Annotated in this window: 22 protein-coding genes; 11 read left to right on the top strand and 11 right to left on the bottom strand. The window is 73.0% G+C overall.

Features of this window, described 5'->3' with window-relative positions; translation table 11 throughout:
• The 4 genes from atpD (at window position 1) to AGRA3207_RS13315 (ending at window position 4,155) form a co-directional block, all read left to right on the top strand.
• Entirely contained in the window at window positions 1–1,431 is a 1,431-nt protein-coding gene (atpD, locus tag AGRA3207_RS13330; protein ID WP_231334938.1) for a F0F1 ATP synthase subunit beta, read from the top strand.
• Between the two features lie 73 nt (window positions 1,432–1,504).
• On the top strand, window positions 1,505–1,885 hold the full coding sequence (locus AGRA3207_RS13325) for a F0F1 ATP synthase subunit epsilon (protein ID WP_231334937.1): 381 nt from the start codon (window positions 1,505–1,507) through the stop codon (window positions 1,883–1,885).
• A 24-nt stretch (window positions 1,886–1,909) separates the two neighbouring features.
• Entirely contained in the window at window positions 1,910–2,377 is a 468-nt protein-coding gene (locus AGRA3207_RS13320; RefSeq protein ID WP_231334936.1) for a DUF2550 domain-containing protein, read from the top strand.
• A gap of 176 nt (window positions 2,378–2,553) precedes the next feature.
• Entirely contained in the window at window positions 2,554–4,155 is a 1,602-nt protein-coding gene (locus AGRA3207_RS13315) for a M28 family peptidase (RefSeq protein ID WP_231334935.1), read from the top strand.
• A gap of 43 nt (window positions 4,156–4,198) precedes the next feature.
• Here the strand turns inward: AGRA3207_RS13315 and AGRA3207_RS13310 are convergent, their stop codons facing one another.
• Together AGRA3207_RS13310 and AGRA3207_RS13305 are read right to left on the bottom strand one after the other, a co-directional pair.
• Window positions 4,199–5,104 carry a DUF4097 family beta strand repeat-containing protein gene (locus tag AGRA3207_RS13310; RefSeq protein ID WP_231336281.1) on the bottom strand — a complete coding sequence of 302 codons (906 nt, stop codon included), beginning with the start codon at window positions 5,102–5,104 and terminating at the stop codon, window positions 4,199–4,201.
• A gap of 142 nt (window positions 5,105–5,246) precedes the next feature.
• Window positions 5,247–5,909 carry a cob(I)yrinic acid a,c-diamide adenosyltransferase gene (locus tag AGRA3207_RS13305; RefSeq protein ID WP_231334934.1) on the bottom strand — a complete coding sequence of 221 codons (663 nt, stop codon included), beginning with the start codon at window positions 5,907–5,909 and terminating at the stop codon, window positions 5,247–5,249.
• A 74-nt stretch (window positions 5,910–5,983) separates the two neighbouring features.
• On the opposite strand from AGRA3207_RS13305, the gene AGRA3207_RS13300 reads away from it, so the two are divergent.
• A complete protein-coding gene (locus AGRA3207_RS13300; protein WP_231334933.1) occupies window positions 5,984–7,588 on the top strand; it encodes a GMC family oxidoreductase in 1,605 nt (534 codons plus the stop codon).
• A gap of 355 nt (window positions 7,589–7,943) precedes the next feature.
• On the opposite strand, the gene AGRA3207_RS13295 is transcribed toward AGRA3207_RS13300, so the two are convergent.
• Together AGRA3207_RS13295 and AGRA3207_RS13290 are read right to left on the bottom strand one after the other, a co-directional pair.
• Complete coding sequence (locus AGRA3207_RS13295) at window positions 7,944–9,443, bottom strand: aldehyde dehydrogenase family protein (RefSeq protein WP_231334932.1); 1,500 nt, start codon at window positions 9,441–9,443, stop codon at window positions 7,944–7,946.
• A 72-nt stretch (window positions 9,444–9,515) separates the two neighbouring features.
• The gene (locus AGRA3207_RS13290; RefSeq protein WP_231334931.1) at window positions 9,516–10,337 is read right to left on the bottom strand and encodes an NAD(P)H-binding protein; all 822 of its coding nucleotides are present in this window, start codon (window positions 10,335–10,337) and stop codon (window positions 9,516–9,518) included.
• Window positions 10,338–10,451: 114 nt separating this feature from the next.
• Between AGRA3207_RS13290 and AGRA3207_RS13285 the strand changes: the two genes are divergently transcribed.
• Window positions 10,452–11,078, top strand: coding sequence for a TetR/AcrR family transcriptional regulator (locus AGRA3207_RS13285; protein ID WP_231334930.1), 627 nt, complete (start codon window positions 10,452–10,454; stop codon window positions 11,076–11,078).
• A 5-nt stretch (window positions 11,079–11,083) separates the two neighbouring features.
• On the opposite strand, the gene AGRA3207_RS13280 is transcribed toward AGRA3207_RS13285, so the two are convergent.
• From AGRA3207_RS13280 to nucS, 3 genes are all read right to left on the bottom strand, one after another.
• Complete coding sequence (locus AGRA3207_RS13280; RefSeq protein WP_231334929.1) at window positions 11,084–11,866, bottom strand: site-2 protease family protein; 783 nt, start codon at window positions 11,864–11,866, stop codon at window positions 11,084–11,086.
• Between the two features lie 129 nt (window positions 11,867–11,995).
• Complete coding sequence (locus AGRA3207_RS13275; RefSeq protein WP_231334928.1) at window positions 11,996–12,403, bottom strand: DUF3224 domain-containing protein; 408 nt, start codon at window positions 12,401–12,403, stop codon at window positions 11,996–11,998.
• 196 nt (window positions 12,404–12,599) lie between these two features.
• Complete coding sequence (gene nucS, locus AGRA3207_RS13270) at window positions 12,600–13,280, bottom strand: endonuclease NucS (protein WP_231334927.1); 681 nt, start codon at window positions 13,278–13,280, stop codon at window positions 12,600–12,602.
• A gap of 193 nt (window positions 13,281–13,473) precedes the next feature.
• Between nucS and AGRA3207_RS13265 the strand changes: the two genes are divergently transcribed.
• Window positions 13,474–13,707: a hypothetical protein gene (locus AGRA3207_RS13265; protein ID WP_231334926.1), complete on the top strand. Its 234-nt coding sequence runs from the start codon at window positions 13,474–13,476 to the stop codon at window positions 13,705–13,707.
• Between the two features lie 16 nt (window positions 13,708–13,723).
• On the opposite strand, the gene AGRA3207_RS13260 is transcribed toward AGRA3207_RS13265, so the two are convergent.
• The gene (locus AGRA3207_RS13260; RefSeq protein ID WP_231334925.1) at window positions 13,724–14,737 is read right to left on the bottom strand and encodes an LLM class flavin-dependent oxidoreductase; all 1,014 of its coding nucleotides are present in this window, start codon (window positions 14,735–14,737) and stop codon (window positions 13,724–13,726) included.
• 55 nt (window positions 14,738–14,792) lie between these two features.
• On the opposite strand from AGRA3207_RS13260, the gene AGRA3207_RS13255 reads away from it, so the two are divergent.
• The 4 genes from AGRA3207_RS13255 to AGRA3207_RS13240 all read left to right on the top strand — a co-directional run bounded on the left by AGRA3207_RS13255 (window position 14,793) and on the right by AGRA3207_RS13240 (window position 18,463).
• Window positions 14,793–16,373 (top strand): 3-hydroxyacyl-CoA dehydrogenase family protein, encoded by a 1,581-nt coding sequence (locus AGRA3207_RS13255; protein ID WP_231334924.1) that lies wholly within the window; start codon window positions 14,793–14,795, stop codon window positions 16,371–16,373.
• Window positions 16,374–16,454: 81 nt separating this feature from the next.
• Window positions 16,455–16,769, top strand: a complete 315-nt coding sequence (locus tag AGRA3207_RS13250; RefSeq protein WP_231334923.1) for an ATP/GTP-binding protein — start codon at window positions 16,455–16,457, stop codon at window positions 16,767–16,769.
• Window positions 16,770–16,822: 53 nt separating this feature from the next.
• Complete coding sequence (locus tag AGRA3207_RS13245; protein ID WP_231334922.1) at window positions 16,823–17,545, top strand: alpha/beta hydrolase; 723 nt, start codon at window positions 16,823–16,825, stop codon at window positions 17,543–17,545.
• Window positions 17,546–17,671: 126 nt separating this feature from the next.
• Window positions 17,672–18,463 (top strand): alpha/beta fold hydrolase, encoded by a 792-nt coding sequence (locus AGRA3207_RS13240; RefSeq protein WP_231334921.1) that lies wholly within the window; start codon window positions 17,672–17,674, stop codon window positions 18,461–18,463.
• A 7-nt stretch (window positions 18,464–18,470) separates the two neighbouring features.
• Here AGRA3207_RS13240 and AGRA3207_RS13235 read toward each other — a convergent pair whose 3' ends face one another.
• The 3 genes from AGRA3207_RS13235 to mce all read right to left on the bottom strand — a co-directional run bounded on the left by AGRA3207_RS13235 (window position 18,471) and on the right by mce (window position 22,229).
• Window positions 18,471–19,955 (bottom strand): AI-2E family transporter, encoded by a 1,485-nt coding sequence (locus tag AGRA3207_RS13235; RefSeq protein ID WP_231334920.1) that lies wholly within the window; start codon window positions 19,953–19,955, stop codon window positions 18,471–18,473.
• A 161-nt stretch (window positions 19,956–20,116) separates the two neighbouring features.
• A complete protein-coding gene (locus AGRA3207_RS13230) occupies window positions 20,117–21,445 on the bottom strand; it encodes a DivIVA domain-containing protein (RefSeq protein ID WP_231334919.1) in 1,329 nt (442 codons plus the stop codon).
• 361 nt (window positions 21,446–21,806) lie between these two features.
• Window positions 21,807–22,229, bottom strand: a complete 423-nt coding sequence (gene mce / locus AGRA3207_RS13225; protein WP_231334918.1) for a methylmalonyl-CoA epimerase — start codon at window positions 22,227–22,229, stop codon at window positions 21,807–21,809.
• Window positions 22,230–22,275: the final 46 nt, after the last annotated feature.

The raw sequence follows: 22,275 nt of genomic DNA, 5'->3' as shown, positions 1-22,275 counted from the left end.
ATGACTGCTCAGGTAGAGACGGCGACCGCCACCGGCCGCGTCGCGCGCGTCATCGGGCCGGTCGTCGACGTGGAGTTCCCCGCCGACGCCATCCCGGACATCTACAACGCACTGCACGTCCAGGTCACGCTGGGCGGCGAGGAGAAGACCCTGACCTTCGAGGTCGCCCAGCACCTGGGCGACAACATGGTCCGGGCGATCTCGATGCAGCCGACGGACGGGCTCGTCCGCGGCGCCCCGGTGAGCGACACCGGCGAGTCCATCGCGGTGCCGGTCGGTGACATCACCAAGGGCCACGTGTGGAACGCCCTCGGCGAGTCGCTGGACGTCCCGACGGCGTCGCTGGAGGTCAGCGAGCGGTGGGGGATCCACCGCGGCGCCCCGGCGTTCGACCAGCTGGAGTCCAAGACCGAGATGCTGGAGACCGGCATCAAGGTCATCGACCTGCTGGCCCCGTACGTCAAGGGCGGCAAGATCGGGCTGTTCGGCGGCGCGGGCGTGGGCAAGACCGTCCTCATCCAGGAGATGATCCGGCGTGTCGCCCGCAACTTCGGCGGCACCTCGGTGTTCGCCGGCGTCGGCGAGCGCACCCGTGAGGGCAACGACCTCTGGGTGGAGATGGACGAGGCGGACGTCCTCAAGGACACCGCCCTGGTCTTCGGCCAGATGGACGAGCCGCCGGGCACCCGGCTGCGCGTCGCGCTGGCCGGGCTGACGATGGCGGAGTACTTCCGCGACGTCCAGGGCCAGGACGTGCTGCTGTTCATCGACAACATCTTCCGGTTCACCCAGGCGGGCTCGGAGGTGTCCACGCTGCTCGGCCGCATGCCGTCCGCGGTGGGATACCAGCCGACCCTGGCGGACGAGATGGGCGTGCTCCAGGAGCGGATCACCTCGACGCGCGGTCACTCGATCACCTCGATGCAGGCGATCTACGTGCCCGCCGACGACATCACCGACCCGGCGCCGCACACCACGTTCGCGCACCTGGACGCCACCACGACGCTCGCGCGGAGCATCTCCGAGAAGGGCATCTTCCCGGCGGTGGACCCGCTCGACTCCACGTCGCGGATCATGGACCCGCAGATCCTGGGGACCGAGCACTACGAGGTCGCCCAGGAGGTCAAGCGGATCCTGCAGAAGTACAAGGAGCTGCAGGACATCATCGCGATCCTCGGTATCGACGAGCTGTCCGAGGAGGACAAGGTCACCGTCCAGCGGGCGCGGCGCATCGAGCGTTTCCTGTCGCACCCGATGTACGTGGCCGAGCAGTTCACCGGTCAGCCCGGTGTGACGGTCTCCAAGGACGAGACGGTCGCCTCGTTCAAGGCGCTCGCCGAGGGCAAGTACGACCACCTGCCCGAGCAGGCGTTCTTCATGTGCGGTGGCATCGAGGACGTCGAGAAGAAGGCCAGGGAACTGGAGAAGTGACCAGCTTCGGTGGGGCCGGGTTCGGCGCGGACCCGGCCCCACCGGATCCACTCCAGTATGCGGAGGAGAGACAGTGGCAACCCTGAAGGTCGGGCTGGTGTCGCCGGAGCGTGAGCTCTGGTCCGGCGAGGCCACGACGGTGGTCGCGCAGACCATCGAGGGCTCGCTCGGCATCCTGCCGGGCCACGCCCCGGTGCTGGGCGTCCTCCTCGACGGCAGCGTGGTGAAGATCGAGCCCGCGAACGGCGGTGAGACGATCATCGCGATGGTCGGCAGCGGCTTCTTCTCCGTCGCCGGGGACGAGGTCGCGGTGCTGGCCGAGCAGGCCGAGCTGAGCGGCGAGGTCGACGTCCCCGACGCCCAGCGGGCCCTGGAGGAGGCGCTCGGCGGCGAGGACGCGACGGCGGAGCGCCGGGCCCGTGCGCGCCTGCGCGCGGCGGGCGTCGAGGCGTAGTTCTTCAACGAACGGCGGGGGGATTTGGGCGGGCACCTGGCACTCGATGCGGGCGGGGTGCTCGCCGCCGTCATCCTGGCGGCGGCGCTGGTCTTCGTGGCGATGACCGTCCGCCGGTGGCTGTTCGTCCGCGGCGGCGGCGCCGTCGAGTGCAGCCTGCGGGTGCTGCCCGCGGAGGGCGCGCCCGGGGCGTGGCGGCTCGGCATCGGCCGCTACAAGGGCGATGTCCTGCACTGGCATCGTGTGTTCGGCTTCCGCCGCAGGCCCCGGCAGGTGATCCACCGCCGGGGCCTCGTGGTGTCCAACCGCCGGAGCCCGGACCCGGGCGAGGCGGAGGGGCTGCTGCCCGAGGTGAGCGTCATCGAGGTTCGCGACGGGGACCTGACCGTCGAGCTGGCGATGGGCGCGGCGGCCCTCACCGGCTTCCTGGCCTGGCTGGAGGCGGCCCCGCCGGGCTTCCCGGTGGACATCCACCCCCCGGACGGGCCGTGACCGGGTGCGGCGGGGCTCCGCCAGGAGGGTCCGTGCCACGGCGGGCCCCGGACCGTCACAAGCGAGCGTAAGGGCCGGGTATCGGGTCGGTGCGGGACGGGCGCGTCCGTTGAGACGGGCGGGACGCGGGACCAAGATCGCAGCTGGTCAGCTCCCTTCCTCTCGCAGGAGTGCACGTGCGCAAGCGACTCATCGGCGCCACCGGGGCCCTCCTGGCCGCGGCGGCGCTGCCGGCCGCCCTGATGTCCGTCCCGTCCGCGGGCGCGGACCCGGCCAGGCCCGGCCTCGCGACGCTGGTCACGCTCAAGGACCTGCGGCGGCATCTGGCCGCGTTCCAGGAGATCGCCGACTACAACGGCGGCAACCGCGCCGCGGGACGGCCCGGCTCCGACATCTCGGTCAGGTACGTCGAGGGGCGGCTGCGGAAGGCCGGGCTGAAGCCGGTCGTGCAGAGGTTCACGTTCCCGTACTGGCGGGAGAAGTCCGTGGCGGTGCTGTCGCGGACGGCGCCGCACAAGGCGTCCTACAAGGCGGGGCGCGACTTCCTGACGATGGCGTTCTCCGGTTCGGGTGACGTGACGGGGCCCGTCGCCGCCGTGGACGTCCCGTCGTCGGGGGAGGGCACCAGCGGGTGCGAGGCCGCCGACTTCACCGGCCTGCCCGCCGGGGCCGTCGCGCTCGTCCAGCGCGGCGCGTGCTCGTTCGAGACGAAGGCGTCCCGGGCCAGGGCCGCGGGTGCGGGCGCCGTGCTGATCTTCAACCGGGCGGGGGAGAAGGGCCCGATCGCGGGCACGGTCGGCACGCCGCAGGCGCTCCCGGTGCTGGGCGTCTCGCACCGCCTGGGGGCGGAGCTGGCCAAGGCGTCCAAGACCGGCGCGGGATCCCAGGCGGTGAAGACGTCCGAGCAGGCCGGGGCATCCAAGCGGGCCAAGGTGGCAGGGCGGGCGTGGGCGGCCGGGCCCACGGTGCGGGTGAAGACGCACACGGTGCACGGGAACAGGTCGGCGTCCAACGTCGTCGCCGACACCGAGCACGGGCGCGCCGGGAACGTGGTGCTGGCCGGAGCGCATCTCGACAGCGTCCGCGCGGGGCCGGGGATCAACGACAACGCCACCGGCGCGGCGGCGCTGCTCGCCGTCGCCGAGAAGATCGGCGCGCTCGGCGCGAAGGGCCTGCGGAACCGGGTGCGCTTCGCCTGGTGGGGGGCCGAGGAGGAGGGGCTGCGCGGCTCGTCCCACTACGTCCGGACGCTGACCGACGCCGAGCGGCGCAGGATCGCGCTGAACCTCAACTTCGACATGCTCGGGTCGGTGAACGGCGTCCGCGGCGTGTACGACGGCGACCACTCGACGCGCGCCGGGTCGAAGGCGCCGTCCGGGTCGGGGGCGATCGAGAAGATGTTCCGGGACTACTTCGCGCGGCGGGGGCTCGCGACCGTCCAGGCCGAGTTCAATGGCCGCTCCGACTACGGGCCGTTCGTCGAGCGCGGCATCCCGGCGGGCGGGCTGGAGTCCGGCGCGGACGGCGTCAAGACCGCCGCGGAGGCGAAGGCGTTCGGCGGCAGCGCGGGCAAGGTGTACGACCCCTGCTACCACGCCAGGTGCGACCGGCTGAAGAACGTCGACCTCAAGCTGTTCGACACCAACGCCGACGCCGTCGCATGGGTCGTCGAGCATCTCGCCGCCACCACCGTCGCGGTCAACGGCCAGTCCCGCCTGGACGCCGCGCGCGGCCCGCGGTACGCCCCGGCCTGGCAGGGGCCCCTGCTGGTCCGCTGAGCGCGTGGGCGCCCGGCCGGAGCCGTCCTCGGGTGGCCGACGGTCAGGCCGGGGACACGAGGATGTCGCCGTCGCCGGTCGACAGCTTGACGTGGCGGGGCGACGCGGAGTCGCTGTGGACGGCCGGGTCGACCCTCTTGCCGCCGGTGTCGGTGCTGAGGTCGAGCCTGTAGGGCTGGCCGTCGGGGAGCCTGACCCGGATCGCGCCGGTACCGGTGGTGGCGCGGACGTTGCTAGGCGGAACGGCGAGCGCGAGGCTGATCCGGCCGTCCCCGGTCCGGGCGACGAGCCGTTCGGCGGTCAGGCCGTCGGCGTCGATGGAGCCGGTGTCGGTGCGCAGCTCGGCGGTGGTGGCGCGCCCGCTGAGGCGGATGGCGCCGTCGCCCGAGCGGGCGCTGACCCGGTCGGCGGTGAGGCCGGTCGCGTCGATCACGCCGGTGCCGGTGCGCAGGTCGGCGGTGCCGGCGCGGCCCGAGACCCGCAGGGCGCCGTCGCCGGCGCTCATCGACACCGACGTCGCCCGCAGGTCCTTCGCGGTGATGGTGCCGGTCCCGGTCCTGAGGCGCACGGCCCCGGCGAGCCCGGCGACGTCGATGGCGCCGTCGCCGTTGACGATCTCGACGGAGGTCGCCCGCGGGACCTGGACGCGGTAGGACACGCCGCAGGAGGTCCCGAAGCCGATCACGGTCCTGCCGCACTCGGCCGTCAGGGAGTACGTCCCGTCCTCGGTGGCCTTCTGCGTCTTGGGCTTGTTCCGGTCGTTGGACCAGCGCCGCTTCTCCTGCACCCTGATCCCGGGGGAGTCGGACGCGACGATCTCGACCCGCCCGCCGCCGCCCTTCACCCTCAGCCTGGTGACGTTCGCGGGCCCGTCATAGGAGGTGGTCTCCTCGTGCCGGCCGACGCTCAGGCCGCATCCCGTCAGCGTCGCCGCCAGGACGGCAAGCACCGTCAAGCCGATCAGGGTCCTCACGTCGCCACTCCCGTCGCCTCGTATCCGGTCGGTGACCAGCTTCCACCTGCGGGAAGGGCCGTCACCAGGAGGCGGGCCGGTATCTCCGGGGTGGGGCTAACCCCACCCCCGGCCACGGTCAGCGTTCCCCGCCGGGCTTCCACAGGACGTCCCCGTGCCCGGCGTTCGCGACCCGGCAGAGGATGAACAGCAGGTCCGACAGCCGGTTGAGGTAGCGGGCCGTCAAAGGGTTCACGCCACCCTCGGCGGTCTCCGGGGCGGCCTCCGGCCCGTCCTCCGGGGCGTCTCCGGCGCCGTCCGGGGGCGTGGCCCCGTGCGCCTCGATGGCCGCCCACGCCGACCGCTCGGCCCGGCGGGTCACGGTCCGCGCGACGTGCAGCAGCGCGGCGCCGGGCGTCCCGCCGGGGAGGATGAAGCTGCGCAGCGGCGCGAGCCCCTCGTTGTGCTCGTCGCAGGCCGCCTCCAGCCGCTCGATGTAGGACGGGTCGACGCGCAGCGGCGGGTACGGGGGGTCGGGCACCACGGGCGCGCACAGGTCCGCGCCCACGTCGAAGAGGTCGTTCTGCACGCGGATCAGCAGCGCGGCCAGTGCCTCGGGGAGCGAGCCGAGCGCCAGCGCGGCCCCGATCGCGGCGTTGGCCTCCTCGACGTCGGCGTAGGCCGACAGGCGTGGGTCGGTCTTGCCGGTGCGGGACCCGTCGCCCAGCGCGGTGGTGCCGCCGTCGCCGGTCCGGGTGTAGATGCGCGAGAGGACGACGGGGTTCTCCCTGTTCTTCGCCATGCCGATCACCCTAACGCGCAGTCTCTAGAAGACCGTTCGGTAGTGTTCACCGGAGGAGACCCCCGGAGGCCGCCGTGTACGACTACATCATCGTGGGAGCCGGCAGCGCGGGCTGCGTGCTGGCCGCCAGGCTCACCGAGGACCCTTCGGTGAAGGTCCTGCTGCTGGAGGCGGGCCCGCCCGACGACGCGCCGGAGATCCGCATCCCGGCCGCGGTCGGCTCGCTGCTCAAGGGCCCGTACGACTGGGACTACGCGACGGTCCCGCAGGAGCACGCGGCGGGCCGCAGCGTCTACTGGCCCCGGGGGCGGACGCTCGGCGGCAGCTCGTCCACCAACGCGATGGTCTACATCCGCGGGCACCGCCACGACTACGACACCTGGCGCGACTCCCACGGCTGCGAGGGCTGGGGATATGAGGACCTGCTGCCCTACTTCGCCCGTGCCGAGGACCAGCAGCGCGGCGACCTGCCGTACCACGGCGTGGGCGGCCCGCTGCGCGTGGAGGACCTGCGCTACAGGCACCCGCTCACGCGGGCGTGGGTGGCGTCGGCGAAGGCGTTCGGCCTGGCCGCCAACCCCGACTTCAACGGCCCCGACCAGGACGGCGTGGGCTTCTACCAGGTCACCCACAAGCGCGGCCGGCGCTGGTCGGCCGCCGACGGGTACCTGCACCCGGCCGCGGACCGCCCGAACCTCACCGTGGTCACCGACGCGCCGGCCACCCGCGTCCTGATCGAGGGCGGGCGCGCCACCGGCGTCCGCTACGAGGTCCGGGGCGAGACCACCGAGGCCCGCGCGGAGGCCGAGGTCGTCCTGTCGGGCGGCGCCGTGAACAGCCCGCAGCTGCTCATGCTGTCGGGGATCGGGCCCGCAGACCACCTCCGCTCGCACGGCATCGACGTCGTGGTGGACTCCCCGGTCGGCGAAGGGCTCCAGGACCATCCGTACGTGAACGTCATGTTCGCCACGCCTCGCACCAAGGGCCTCTGGGAGGTCGCCAACGCCCGCGCGCTCGGGCTGTACCAGGCGCTCGGACGCGGCCCGTACGCGTCGAACGTCGCGGAGGCGGGCGGGTTCGCCCGGACGGTCGAGGGACTTCCGGCACCGGACCTCCAGTACCACGTCCTCCCCACCCCGTTCATCGGCCAGGGCTTGGTCGAGCCGTCCCAGCGGCTCCTGTCGGTCCTGGTCACCGCCGTCGCCGTCGCCAGCCGCGGCTCCCTTGCGCTCCGCTCCGCGAGCCCGCACGCCAAGCCGCTGATCGACCCCGCCTACCTCGCCGACAAGGGCGACCTGGACATCTTGGTCGCCGGTGTCCGGCAGGCCCGCGAGATCGCCGCCTGCGGCCCGCTGGCGTCGCTGGTCGGCGGCGAATGGGCGCCGGGCGAGCAGGTCGAGGACGACGCGGCGCTCGCCGAGTTCGCCCGCCGGAACTGCGCGACGCTCTTCCACCCGACGAGCACGTGCGCCATGGGCGGTTCGGACGGCACGGTCTGCGACACCGACCTGCGCGTCCGGGGCGTGGAGGGGCTGCGCGTCGTGGACGCCTCGGTCATGCCGTCCGTCCCGCGCGGCAACACCAACGCCCCGACGATCGCCCTCGCCGAGCGCGCCGCCGACCTCATCCGCGGCCGGGCCCCGCTGAAGCCCGCCGGTGCCGCGCGGTCCCGGAGATGAGAAACGCCCCCGCCGGGCGGCGGGGGCGTGTGAGGAGGTCCTTCGGCACGGACCGGACAGTGCGGCGGCGTCACCGCTTGAGCGCCTTGGCCAGCCGCGCGCGGCGGGCGTTCCTGGCCTCGGCCCGCAGCTGCTGGACGCGGTCCTTGACGAGGTCCCTGGAAATCTCCGGACGGATCATCTTCGTCTCCTTGTCCCTGCCGGACCCTCCTGGCCCGACATGTACAAGGTTCGCGCTAAGGCGCCCCGCCCCACATCGGGACTTAGCCCTATCCCTCCGCCTCAGGACCGCCCCGGGAACGCCTTAGGGTGCGCGTCCGGCCGCCCGGCCTAAGCATCGGCGGCCGGGACGGCGTCACCGCTTGTAGCGCCGTCCGTGGATCAGGTTGACGAGGCCGAGGACACGCGCCATCTCCTGCTCCGTCCGGGAGAAGGAGGCCAGGTTCATCGCCGTGAACCGCTGCCGGGTGATCGCCTTCGGCCGGGCGAACTCGCGCAGCCCGTCCGCGCCGTGGACGCGGCCGAAGCCCGACTCGCCCACCCCGCCGAAAGGCAGCGCCGCGACCTGCGCGAACCCGGCGAACGCGTTGATGGACGTCATGCCGGAGCGCATCCGCCGGGCGGCGTCCATCGCGCGGGACCGGCTGCCGGAGAAGATCGTTCCGGCGAGGCCGTAGCCGGTCCGGTTGGCCTTCTCGACCGCCTCGTCCAGGTCCTTGACGCGGTGCACGGTGACCGTCGGGCCGAACGTCTCCTCGCGCACGGCGGCCGCGTCGTCCGGCACGCCGGTGAGCACCACCGGCTCCACGTACGGCCCGCGGACGGACCCGGCGCCGCCCACGACCGCCCTGGCGCCCCGGTCCAGCGCGTCCTGGATGTGCCCTTCGATGACGTCGAGCCGGCCCGGCATCGTGATCGGCCCGTAGGCGGCCTCACGGTCGAAGCCGGGGCGCAGGTCGCGGGCCCGGTCGGCGAGCGCGCCGAGGAACCGGTCGTACACCTCGTCCACGACGTAGATCCGCTCGACGCCGATGCAGGTCTGCCCGGCGTTGGCCATCGCGCCCCACAGCGCGGCGTCCGCGGCGGCGTCGAGGTCGGCGTCGGCGTCGACGATGCAGGCGTCCTTGCCGCCGCACTCGGCGACGATCGGGGTGAGGTTCCGCGCGCACGCGGCCATGACGAGCCTGGCGGTGCGCGCGGAGCCGGTGAACGCGATCTTGTCGACGTCCGGTGACGCCGCGAGCGCCGCGCCGGCGGGGCCGAGGCCGGTGACCGTCTGGAGGACGGGATGCTCCGGCACCACCGCCGCGACCAGGTCGGCGAGCAGAACGCCGACGCCCGGGGTGAACTCCGACGGCTTGAACACCACGGCGTTCCCCGCGGCCAGCGCGTAGGCGATCGAGCCCATCGGGGTGAAGACCGGGTAGTTCCATGGGCCGATCACCCCGACGACCCCGAGCGGCTGGTACTCCACGACGCACCGCTGGTTGATGGCCATCAGGCCCGGGTAGACGCTGCGGGGGCCCAGCACCTTCCCCGCGTGGCGCGCCGCCCAGTCCAGGTGGGAGATCGCCATGACCGTCTCCAGCTGGGCGTCCTGGAGCGGCTTGCCGGTCTCCTGGTGGATCAGCTCGGCCATCCGGTTGAGGTTGCGCGTCAGGGAGCCCTTGACGTTCAGCAGCCGGAGCCGCCGCTCCTTCCAGCCGAGCGCGCTCCACCAGCCGGCCGCCTCCCGGGCCCGCGCGACCGCCCCGGCCACGGCCGCGTCGTCGTGGACGGCGTGCTCGCCGACGACCTCGCCGGTGGCGGGGTTCAGGGACGCGAACGTCCCGGCGCTCTCCGTGGCCACGGACATGGGAACCTCCCGGGAGGAGCCTGGTAAGTGAGTGCTTGCGGGACTACTCGCTGGTACGCACTCTAGGGCCCGTCAGCGGAAGTCGTCGGCGTGGTCGGCGGCCCACTCCGCGAACGTCCGCGGGGGACGGCCGGTGATGCGCTCGACCTCGGGGGAGACCTCGACCGGCGCGTCCACGGCCCTGGCGCGCAGCCGGAGCAGTGTGTCCACCAGGCCATCGCGCATGTAGGGCTGGGCCAGCATCTCCTTGCGCGCCTCCTCGGGCGTGATCTCCTCGAAGCGCGCCGGGCGCCGGACGGCCTCGCCGATGATCCGGACCATCTCCGGGTGGGTCAGCACCTCCGGCCCGGTGAGCACCGGCCTGGCGCCGACGAGGTCGTCCGCCGTCAGCGCCCGCGCCGCCACGGCCGCGATGTCGCGCTCATGGATCGGCGTCGTGCGTGCCGCCGGGAACGGCCCCCGGACCGGCTCGCCAGCGCGGATCGCCTCGGCCCAGGCCCGCGCGTTCGAGGAGAACTCGCCGGGACGCACGAACGTCCACTCCAGCCCGGAGTCCTCGATGGCGTGCTCGACGCCGAGGTGATGGGCGGCGATCTGGTTGGACGGGTCGGTGTCCAGCGCCGCGCTGGACGACAGCATCACCACGCGCCGCACTCCGGCGGACTTCGCGCGGTCGAGCACGTCCCCCAGGCCATGCCAGAACACGGCGGGATTCAGGAACAGGGACGTGACGCCGTCCAGCGGCATCTCGTCCGTGGGGGCCACCTCGACGTCGGCGGGCAGCCTCGCCGACGCGGGATCACGGCTCAGCGCGCGGATCCGCACATCCGAGCCGAGCAGTTCCCCCACGACGTGGCGGCCGACGTTCCCGGTGGCTCCGGTGACAAGGATCATCGATTCACGACTTTCTGGTCGTCTAGGACGGACACGCCCAGCTTCAACCAGATGGATGAACATGTCAAACAGCCGGATGGATGAAAAGGGCGGACGGACGGCTACGATGAGGGCGTGTCCGAAACCACGAAACGGCCTCGGCGCACGCCCGGCCCGCACGAACGCAAGATCGACGCCGAGCGTTCGCGGCGGCTGCTGCTGGACGCGGCCCTGGACGAGTTCTCCGCCAAGGGCTTCGCCGGGGCCCGCGTCCAGGACATCGCCGACCGCGCCGGCGTCAACAAGCAGCTGATCAACTACTACTTCGGCGGCAAGGAGGGCCTGTACTGCGAGATCGGCCGCCGCTGGCTGGCGCGCGAGGCCGAGTTCAACGACCCGTCCGTCCCGCTGGAGGAGCTGATGGCCCGCTACCTCGCCCACGCCCTCGCCGACCCGCGCGGGACCCGCCTGAACGCCTGGCGCGGCCTCACCGAGGACCTCGACGACATCCCCGGGGACCGCGAGGACCTGTCCGACATGGAGCGGCGCAAGGCCGCGGGCGAACTCGCCGACGACCTCGACCCCGCCGCCGTCATGCTGGTGATGATGGCCGCCGTCGCGGCCCCCGTCGTGATGCCCCTGGCGGTCCGCCGCGTGTTCGGCGTCGGCCCCGACTCACCCGAGTTCCAGGACCGCTACGCCGACCAGCTCCGCCGCATCGTCCGCCGGCTGGCCGGCGACCCCCCGGCCCAAGGGGGCTGATCGGCTCAGTCCCACCAGGTGAAGAGTGAGTGGCCGAACTGGATCGCCAGCTCGCCGATGCCCAGGGCGCCGGTGATGTTGTAGACGCCGTCGAAGAAGGCGCGGTTGAACGGGCCGATCCACAGCAGGGCGATCAGCGCGAGGAAGACGTAGCCGCCGTAGGCGGACGCCTGGTCCACCCACCGCCGGGGCAGGTAGGGCTCGATGATCCCGAAGCCGTCCAGGCCGGGGATCGGCAGCAGGTTCAGCAGGGCGGCCGTGACCTGGAGGAAGGCCAGAAAGGCAAGGCCCAGCCAGAAGACGCCGTGGTCCTGGTGCGCGAAGTTCTTGTACAGGACCGCCAGCATCACCGCGAAGATCGCGTTGGACAGCGGGCCCGCCGCGGAGATCAGGCTGTGCCGCAGCTTCCCGCGGATCGCGTGCCGGTCGATCCAGACGGCGCCTCCCGGCAGGCCGATCCCGCCGATGAGGATGAACACCACCGGGATCAGGAAGCTGAGGACCATGTCCGAGTACTTCAGCGGGTTCAGCGTGAGGTAGCCCTTGGCGACCACGCTCCGGTCGCCCGACCGGTAGGCCATGTACGCGTGCCCGAACTCGTGCAGGGACAGCGACAGGATCCACGCGGCGATCACGAAGCCGAACAGCGCCAGCCGCGCGGGACGTCCCGGATCCTCCCCGTACCGCCAGGCGGCCAGGCCGAACAGGGCGGTCGCCCCCACGATCGCGAGGAACACCGGGCTGGGCCGGACCGCCGACCGCCCCCGCCGCTCGGGAACCGCCCCCATCATCATCCTCCAGGCCCCTCTCACCCCGTCCGCCGCCCGTGAATCCGGGCCCCTCGAAGCTACCGCCTCGCGCGTGTGGCCGGTGTCAGCCGCCCGCGGTCACCGGGAACAGCGGGGCCCTCCCGGCGCCTACTCCAGCGTGTACTCCAGCGACCAGGAATGACCGCCGTCCTCGGCGACGGTGATCTGCCCGACGCCCCGGATCCCGGCCAGCTCGCCGGTCCCGGTCGTGGGGACGATCAGCCAGCGCAGCCACTGCGTGTCGGCCGTCCCGTCCTCGCTGCCCGCGCTGTGCTGGAGCACGAACGTCCCCTCGCGCCCGTGCAGGATCCCCTGGACGTGCTCGACCGCGACATAGGCGACCGGTCCCGCCTGCGACTCCACGGTGATCAGTTCGGTGGTGCTGGTCCCCACGAGGTCACCGTGAAAGGTCTTCCGGACGTGCGCCAGGGTCAGCTTGTTGCCGCCCTGCTCGTCGTAGGGCTTCTCGGCTTCCCAGTCGTCGATGTCGAACGTACCGCCGGCGTGTAGGGTCATGCCGCCATAATGCCGGACGCCCCCCACCTCACGTGCCGCTTCCGCGCGCGCCTAAGCCACCACGCGAGCGCGCTACCAGCCCGCGTGAGGCAAAGCCGAAGGCGAGCCTCACGCGGGATGATCGCGAAGCGATGTCGCGCTCGCACAAGCACGGTCAAGGGGCGAGCCGCCAGGCGAGCCCCTTGGGCCGGGATTGCTAAAAAAGCGTGCCCTCGTGCTCGATGCCGCGGAGGGCGTCGTAGTCGAGGGTGACGCAGTGGATGCCGCGGTCGACGGCGAGGACCCGCGCCTGCGGCCTGATCTCCTGTGCCGCGAAGATCCCGCGGACGGGCGCGAGGTGCGGGTCGCGGTTCAGCAGTTCCAGGTACCGGGTGAGCTGCTCGACGCCGTCGATCTCGCCGCGTCGTTTGATCTCGACCGCGACCGTGCCGCTGTCGGCGTCGCGGCACAGGATGTCGACGGGGCCGATGGCGGTCGGGTATTCGCGGCGGACCAGTGACCAGCCGTCCCCGAGGGTGGTGATGTGCTCGGCGAGCAGCTCCTGGAGGTGGGCCTCCACGCCGTCCTTCCGGAGGCCGGGGTCCAGGCCCAGCTCGTGGCTGGTGTCGTGAAGGATCTCCTCGATGGTGAGGATGAGGCGTTCGCCCGACTTGCCGTGGGTGACCGTCCAGCGGGCGACGGCGCCGTTCTCCTCGAAGGGCTCCTCGCGCAGGGAGCACGGTGGGTTCATCCAGTTGAGGGGCTTGTAGGCGCGGTCGTCGGCGTGGACGCTCACGCTTCCGTCGGCCTTGATCAGGATCAGCCTGGGGGCCATCGGCAGGTGGGCGGTCAGCTTGCCGGCGTAGTCGACGCTGCAGCGGGCGATAACGAGACGCACGCTGCCCCACCTTAGTGACGCCGCCGGCCCGCCGTGTCCCAAGCGCGGACACCCGCCCGTTCGTCCCTCCTGAGCTGGGCGGGGACGGCTAAGGCGGTCAATCTAGGGCGTCGTCCCCATGTGGGAGGGGGTGCCTTAGGGCGAGGCTCTCCTGTACGGGCCGGGTCCGGCGGCCCTCAGACGGAGGAGAGCAGTGTTCCACAGCGACATCATGCGGGGGATCATGCGGGAGCGGGCCCGTGATCTGCGCGCGGAGGCCCAGGCGGCGCGGAACGCAAGTTTCGCGCGGCGGGCCCGGGAGTTCTGGGAGGAGCAGGCCCAGCTCGCGGCGTCGCGGGTGCGGCGGCGGCCCCGCGGCCCCGTCCGTCCCCGCAGCGCCGCGCACACCCGGTGCACCTCGCGCTCGGGGACGGTGCAGGCCCGTTAGCCCGCGCGGCCATGTCTCAGACGGGGTCCTCCTGGGGGGTGGACGTGGTCAGGGCCGCCCTGACCTTGGGGAGGACCTCGGCGCCCAGGCGGGTGATGTTCTCCAGGGTCGCGTCATGGGATCCGGCGGCCTCGACCAGGAGGATGAGGTGGCGGATCCCGGTGCGTTCGACGGTGGTGACCAGGGATTCGACGCAGTCGTCCGGTGAGCCGACCGGATGCAGGTCGCACATCTGGCGGGTGTAGGCGAGGGCGTCGCGGGGTGGGCGCGGACGGTCGTCCACGGGTACGTAGCCCTCCAGGCCCGGTCCGAGCCAGCGGGGCATCTCGTCCAGCAGGGTCGTGACCGCCTCCTCTCGCGTGTCGGCCACCTGGGCGAGGTGGGTGGAGATGTGCGGCGTCCCGGGACGGCCGTGGCGGGCGACCGCGGCCGCCTTCTCCTCGGCGCCGATGTGCATGCCGAGCAGCATCGGCAGGCCGCGCTCGGCCGCGAGCGCCTCGGTGGCGGGTGACGTGCAGGCGACGGCGACCGGCGGGGGGACGGGCGCCCGCGGGACGACCGGGACCTCGCGGAACTGGAACTGCTCGCCCTCCCACGCCACGCGGTCCGAGCGCAGCCACTCCAGGAGGAGGTCGAGGGACTCGGCGAAGCCGCCGTCGTAGCGGGACAGGCCGGTGCCGAAGACTTCCAGGTCGCGCCAGGGACCGCCGCGGCCGACGCCGAGGCGGAAGCGTCCGCCGGACAGCAGCGACAGCAGCGCCGCCTGCTCGGCGAGCGCCACCGGGTGCTGATTGGACAGGACGCTGACGGCCGTCCCGACGTGGACGCGGCGGGTCAGCGCCAGGACGTGCCCGGCGAGGACGGTCGCGGACGGGACGACGCCGTAGGTCATGAAGTGGTGCTCGGCCAGCCAGACGTCGTCGAACCCGGACCGCTCCGCCGCGACGGCGGCCTCGACCGTGCGGGCGAGCGCGGCGGCGTCGTCCTGGTGGGGGAAGCGGGCGGTGAGAAGGAAGATTCCAAAGCGCACTTTCCGGTCGTACCCGACATCCGGGATGGCCGAGCATTCTGCGAGACTGCCGTTCATGACTGGTGCTTCGTTCGGCAGGGTCGGGGTCGTCGGGCTGGGGACGATGGGCGCGGGCATCGCGGAGGTGCTGGCACGCGGCGGCCTCCCGGTCGTCGGGGTCGAGGTGGACGGGGACGCGCTGGAACGGGGGCGCGGGCACCTGGAGCGCTCGACCGGGCGCGCGGTCAAGCGCGGGCGGCTGACCGAGGAGGGACGGCGGGAGATCCTCGACCGGGTCGCGCTGTCGGTGGGTTTCGCGGAACTCGGCGACTGCGACCTGGTCATCGAGGCCGTCCCGGAGCGGCTCGACCTGAAGCGGCGCGTGTTCGCAGAGCTGGACAAGGTGTGCCGGCCCGACGCCGTCCTCGCGACCAACACCTCCTCCCTGTCGGTCACGGACATCGCGGTCACCACCGGGCGCCCCACCAAGATCGTCGGGGTCCACTTCTTCAACCCCGCGCCGGTGATGAGGCTCGTCGAGGTCATCCGGACGGTGCTGACCGAGCCCGAGGCCGTCGAGCGCGTCGCGGCGCTCGCCGAAGCGCTCGGCAAGACGCCCGTGACGATCGGCGACCGCGCCGGGTTCGTGGCGAACCGCCTGCTCTTCGGCTACCTGAACCAGGCCGCGGCCATGCTGGACTCCGGGCACGCCACCCGCGACGACATCGACACCGCCATGACGGCCGGGGCGGGACTGCCCATGGGCCCCTTCGCCCTCATGGACCTGATCGGGCTCGACACCTGCCTGGGGATCCTGGAGGCCGTCCACGCCGAGACGCGCGATCCGCGCCACGCCCCCTCGCCCGCGCTGCGTGAGCGGGTCACCGCCGGGCTGCTGGGGCGCAAGAGCGGTCACGGCTTCCACGTCCATGACGGACGGGCCGTCCAGGACGAGGCGGCCGGGCCGGGCACCGGGGCGTCCGCGCCGACCGTGGGCGTGCTCGGCACCGGGCCGCTCGCCGACGCGGTGGCCGCCCTCTGCGACCGCGCGGGCGGCCGGGTCAGGACCGCCGCCGCCGACCTCGGCGACTGCGACCTCGTGATCGAGTGCGCGCAGGACGCGGAGGCCGGGCGGGCGCTGCTGGCCGCGGCGGCGGAGTCGGTGAAGGACGGCGCGGTGCTGGCCGCCACGTCCACCGGCGTCCCCGTGGTCGAGCAGGCCGTGGCCACCGGGCGGCCCGGCGACGTCGTCGGCCTGCACCTGCCCGAGGCGGACGGGACGCTCGCCGAGATCGCCGCGACCGTCGTGACCGCGCCCGGCGTGGCGGACAGGGCCGCGGACCTCGCCGGGCGGCTCGGGCTGACCGTCGTGCGCTGCCGCGACCGCGCCGGGTTCATCGTGGACGCCCTGCGCTTCCCGTACCTGAACGACGCCGCCGCCATGCTCGGCGCCGGGTACGCCGGCGCCGACGCGATCGACGCGGCGATGACGCTCGGCTGCGGCTACCCGTCCGGCCCGATCGCCGACCTCGACCGGCTCGGCCCCGGCCGGGCGGTCGCCGTCCTGCGGGCCCTCTACGCCGAGACCAGGGACGCGTCCTTCGCGCCCGCCCCGCTCCTGGTCGAGCACGCGACGGCGGGCCGCCCGCTCCGCTGACCGCCGCACGCCGCACGCCGCCCGCTCGACCGCCCGCCGTCCAGGAGGCGGCCTTTCGGGACGGCCCAATATCCTGGACGCATGAGCCCCCGCAAGAACCGCCGCGCACTGCCGGACCCCCGTCCGCGAGGCGGCGGTGGCGGCCTGGCCGAGGAGACCGAGGAGGGGCCGGACGGCGAGTGGGTCGTCCGGATGGTGGCCGGGGCGAACGCGGTCAAGGCGTACCGGTGCCCCGGCTGCGATCAGGAGATACCGCCCGGTGTCGCCCATGTCGTGGCGTGGCCGGCCGGCGCGCGCGATGCCGGCGACCGGCGGCACTGGCACCGGCCGTGCTGGCGGGCCCGCGGCCGCCGCGCCCCGCGCGTGCGCCGCTCCCGGGACGCCCCGCGGTACTGATCCGCCCTCGCGGCACGAGGGCCCGGCACCGGACGATCACGAGAGGGAGAGCGATGGGGGACATCAGGGCGGCGACCGTGCTGCCGGCGCGGCGCGAGGAGATCACGCTGCACACCTCCGACGGGCTGGAGCTGGTGGGCGAGCTGGCGCTGCCCCCGGAGCGGCCGCCGGTGGCGACACTGGTCTGCCTGCACCCGCTGCCCACGGCCGAGGGCATGATGGACAGCCACGTCCTGCGCAAGGCGTCCTACCGGCTGCCCGCGCTCGCCGGCGTGGCCGTCCTCCGCTTCAACACCCGGGGGACCACCTCCGCCCGCGGCACCAGCGAGGGCGAGTTCGGCGAGGGCGAGACCGAGCGGTACGACGTGGCCGCCGCGCTGGAGTACACCGAGTACCACGACCTGCCGCGCCCGTGGCTGCTCGGCTGGTCGTTCGGGACCGAGCTGGCCCTCAAGTGGGGACGCGACCCGCTGGTCGAGGGCGCGATCCTGCTGTCCCCGCCGCTGCACCGCGCCACCGACGCCGACCTCGACGCGTGGGGCGCCGACGGGCGGCCGGTGGTGGCGCTCGTGCCCGGGCTCGACGACTACCTGCGTCCCGCGGAGGCCCGCGAGCGGTTCAAGCGCGTCCCGCAGGCGGAGGTCATCGCCGTGGACAACGCCAAGCACCTGTGGGTCGGCGAGCCCTACGTCCGCATCGTGCTCAACGAGATCGTCCGGCGGGTGGCGCCGGACGCCTTCCCGCTGCCCACCTCATGGGACGGCCGGGACGGCTGAGCGGACGCGAGGCTGAGCGGACGCGACCGATCACGGCCACACGCGTTCACCGGGCCCCGTTCGGGGCGACGATTGCGTCATCGCCGGATGGGCGGCGGCCAGCGGTGACGTCGACGTGAGGACGCAATGACCGTGCAGCTCTACGCAAGGGACGTCGGCTCCGGCACACCGCTCGTGCTGCTGCACGCCTTCCCGCTGTCGTCGGCGATGTGGCTCGCGCAGCGGGAGGGGCTCGCGGGACGGTTCCGGGTGATCACCCCCGACCTGCGCGGCTTCGGCGGCTCGGTGCTCGGCGCCGGGGAGCCCTCGATCGACGCGATGGCCGACGACGTGGCCCTGCTGTTCAAGCACCGGGGCGTCCCGCGGGCCGTCGTCGGCGGCCTGTCCCTGGGCGGCCACGTCGCCATGGCGCTGTGCCGGCGCCACCCCGACCTCGTCTTAGGCACCGTGCTCGCCGGCACCCGCGCCGGCGCCGACGGCGCCGCCGAGCGGGAGCGGCGGCTGCGGCAGGCCGAGCGCCTGGAACGCGACGGGACCGTCCAGGTCCTGATGGAGGAGATCCTGCCGGACCTCGTCGGGCCGACCACGCTCCGGCAGCGGGCCCTCATCTACGGGCGGGTCCGGGGGCTCGTGCAGGCCACCCCGCCGCAGGCCGCCGCGTGGGCGCTGCGCGCCATGGCGGGCCGCGCGGAGGTGGCCGGGACGCTGCGCGACCTCCGGGTGCCCGCGCTGGTGGTGGTCGGCGGCGAGGACTCCTCCACCACCGAGGACGAGGCCCGCGCCCTGGCCGGTGCCCTGCCCGACGCCGAGGTGCTGGTCGTCCCGCGCGCCGGGCACCTGTGCGCCGTCGAGCAGCCCGACCTGTTCAACCAGGCCGTGGCCGAGTTCGCCGCCGCGCTCGCCCGCACGTCCCCCTGACGCCGGGCTAGAGCGTCTCCTGACGCGGCATGACGACCTCGCGGATCAGCAGCGAGATCGCCGCCGCGGTCGGGATCGCCAGCAGCGCGCCGACCACGCCGAGCAGCGCCGCGCCGATGAGGGCGGCCACGATCGTCACGGCGGGCTGGACGTCGACGGTGCGCTTCATGACGCGCGGGTAGACGACGTAGTTCTCGACCTGCTGGTAGATCACGTAGAAGGCCACGCAGATGATGCCGTCGGTGACCGTCCCGGTCAGGAAGGCGACCAGGCAGACCACCACCGCGCCGATCGTCGCGCCGACCAGCGGTATCAGGTCGGTCACCGCGACGATCAGCGCCAGCGCGAGCGCGTACTTCACCCCCATGATCGTCAGGAAGACGTAGGAGGTGATGCCCGCGATGAACGCGATCGTGAACTGCCCCGCGACGTACCCGCCGATCCGGTCCAGGATCTCGTCGCCGAGCAGCGCCACCCGCGCCCTCCGGGAACGCGGGGCGAGCTGGTAGAAGAACGCCTTGATCTGGGGTAGCGACCCCAGGAAGTACAGCGTGAGGATCAGGATCGTCACCGTCTGGAAGACGCCGTTGATGGCGACCTTCCCGATGCCGGTGGCGGTGTCGGTGAGGCTGTCCTGGAAGCCCTTGCTGTTGACCGCCTTCTGGGCCCGGTCCAGCAGCCCGTAGCGTTTGTCCCATTCGGCGAGGCGCTCGTTGTTCTGCAACTGCGTGACGTAGTCGGGGATGTTCTTCCGCAGTTCCGTGACCTGCTCGGACACCGGCTGCACCAGCGAGGCCACGAAGCCCGCGAAGAACAGCAGCACGCCCATGAACACCGAGCCGACGGCCAGCCCGCGCGGGAGCCCGAACCTGCGCAGCCGCTCCACCGCCGGGTTCAGGCCGACCGCGAGGAACATCGCCACCACGATCATCACGAGCACGGACTTGGCGTTCGTGGCGGCCTTCACCAGCATCCAGGCGGTGATCACGCCGAGCGCGCCGGTGAAACCGAAGATGAACGGGTGCGCGCGGCCGATCGGCTCGCCGGGCCGCCCGAACGGGAACCGGTGGTCGACGCCCGCCTCGCGCTTGCGCTGCTCGATGTCGTGCGCCGGGTCCGGCGCGCCCGGCTCCGGCGCCACCGGCTCGGTGACGGTCGCGGGCACCGGGCGCTCGACCGGTCCGCCGGTCGCCGGGTCGCGCTCCCCGAACGGCTGGTCCGCCTTCTCCGGGTCGAGCGCCCCGCTGGACCTGGTCTCCTCCTCGTCGCCCCGCGCGGCCTGCTCGTCGTCCCGCGCGGCGTCGTCGTCCTCGGCGTGGCCCTTGTCGTCCCGCGTCGCGTCGTCGTCTCGCGCCGTGCCGCCCTTGCGTGCGGCGTCGGCCTGCGGGTCGTCGGCGGGCGGGGAAGGGGAGGGGACCGCGCCGCCGGCGGCGGCCGGGCCGTCGCCGGACGGAGCCGCGAGGCGGTCCTCAGGTGGGGTGTCGTCGGGCACGCGGCTTCTCCTCTTCCGTGCTGCCATCCTCCGGACGCCGGCCTGGACCGAGGCCGCGTCATGGGGATGAGATGACGGAAAGCCTAGAGGCAGTCGGTGCCTCTAGGCTTTCCGGTGATGCGTCGGGCGGGGTCAGGCGCCGGTGGGCGCCCGACGGGCCGTCACTCCTGCCACCAGTCCTCGTCGTCCTCGTCGGACTTCTTGCCCTGGGCCCCCTTGCCGGGCGCCCCGGCCTTGGCCGCGGCGGGCTGCTTCTGCTGGGCCTGCTGGGGCGGTGCCGGCTTCGGCTCGGCGGCCGGGATGGCCGCCTTCTCCGGCGCCGCGCCCAGCTCGGGGTCGCCGCCCATCGCCGGGGCGACGCCGCCGATGAGCTGGCGCAGCTGGTTGAGGTGGCTCGTGATGCTGTCGCGCTGCCGGGTCAGCTCGTCGACCTGACGCTGCGCGGCGGTGCGGACGCGGTCGGCCTCGGCCTTGGTCTCGGCGAGCAGCTGCTCGGCCTGCGACTTGGCCTCGGCGATGACGTTGTCGGAGTTCTTGCGCGCGTTGGCCATGAGCTGCTTGGCGTGCGAGTCGGCCTCGCGCCGCGTCTGCTCGGCCTGCTGGGTGGCCTTGGCGGCCCGCTGCTCGGCGGACGCCGCCCGCTGCTCGGCCTCGGCGACGAGCTTCTGGGTGGCGGCCTGGGCGGCGGAGTGGCGCTCGGCGTCCTGCCGGTCGGCCTCCTCGCGGCGGGCGGCCAGCTGGATCTCGAACTCGGCCTCGGCCTGGGCCCGCTGCGCCTCGCTCTCCTCCAGGATGCGCTGGGCCTGGGCCCGCATCTCGTCCGCCTGCCGCTTGGCGGTGGTGAGGATCTCGTCCCGCTCCCGCTTGGTGGACGCGCGCAGCTGCGCGACCTCCCGCTCGGTGGTGGTCCGCAGCTTGGCGATCTCGCGCTCGGCCGCGGCGCGCTTCTCGGCGACCTCGTGGTCGGCGGTCGCGCGCAGCTTGGCGACCTCGCGCTCGGTCGTGGAGGTCAGCTCATCGGCCTCGCGGCGGGCGGAGGTGCGCACCTCCTCGGCCTCGCGTTCGGCCGCGCCCCGCATGTCGTCGCCCTCGCGCTGCGCGGTCGCGCGCAGCTCGGCGGCCTCGTTCTCGGCGGTGGCGCGCTGCTCGGCGGCGTCGACCTTGGCCGCGGCCTTGATCTCGTTCGCCTCGGAGCGCGCCGCCTGGACGAGCTCGGTGGCCTGTTCCTCGGCGAGTCTCAGCAGCTGCTCGATGCGGGCGCCGAGGCCGGAGTAGGTGGGACGTTCCTGCTCCTGCAGCTGACGATGGGCGTCCGACAGCTCCCGCTGCAGGGCCTGGGTCTGCTCGCGGGTCTGCCGCACCTCGTTGTCGAGCTGTTTGATGTGCTCGTCGACCTGGTGCCGGTCGTAGCCGCGAAGCACCACGTCGAACTCGCGCGGGGGCGTGTCTTCAAAGAAGTTGCTGAGCTGGGCGTCGATGTCGGACTGCATGTGGCTCAATCCTGATGTGACGGGGCTACGGGTGGTTCCGGGGACCGGTTGATCGCCTGGCATGACGGGCGCAGGGCCCCAGACCTCTTCCGGCGAATGAAGCGTACTCCCGACACTGCCGTGTTGGGGGCTCATCTTGACGCGCTGCGTGTTTTGTCTGTTTTGTAACCTGACTCGCGTCGTTCTCAGGTGCCCAGGTACGGGCACCACAAATGCACCAAATGTGTCTGAACGGTCACAGAGCTGCGGTCCGTGTCCGGTCAGTGGCTCCGGTGATATCGAACACGTCACGATCCGGTCGCGTCCGTGTGCCGCCGTCCCCGGAAGATCATGTGGTACCGGAAGCCGCGTCCGGACGGCGTCAGGGCTTCTGGACGATCTCCGTCAGCACGCCGTGGCAGTCCTTCGGGTGCAGGAAGTTGATCAAGGAGCCCATGGAGCCGTTCCGGGGCGCCTCGTACAGCACGCGCACGCCCTTCCCGGCGATGCCCGCGGCCTCGTCCGCGACGTCCCCGTCGGTGCCGAACGCGATGTGGTGGACGCCTTCGCCGTTCTTGGCGAGCCACTTGGCGACCGCGGAGTCCTCCCGGATCGGCTCGATCAGCTGCAGGTAGCTCGCGGCGCCGTCGCCCGTGTCGTTGATCTTGAGCATGGCCTCGCGGACGCCCTGCTCCTCGTTCACCTCGTAGTGCGGCTCGTCGAAGCCGTAGGTCCGCTTGTAGAACGCGACGGTCGCCTCCAGGTCGTGGCAGGCGATGCCGATGTGGTCGATGCGCGTCAGCATGGGCGTTTCTCCCTCAGAAGTACTCAGACAGGGGCGAACGGAAGCG

Source organism: Actinomadura graeca (assembly GCF_019175365.1).
Classification (GTDB): domain Bacteria; phylum Actinomycetota; class Actinomycetes; order Streptosporangiales; family Streptosporangiaceae; genus Spirillospora; species Spirillospora graeca.
Note: the sequence above shows the minus strand (reverse complement) of the source record. Positions and strands in the feature narration are given on the sequence as shown.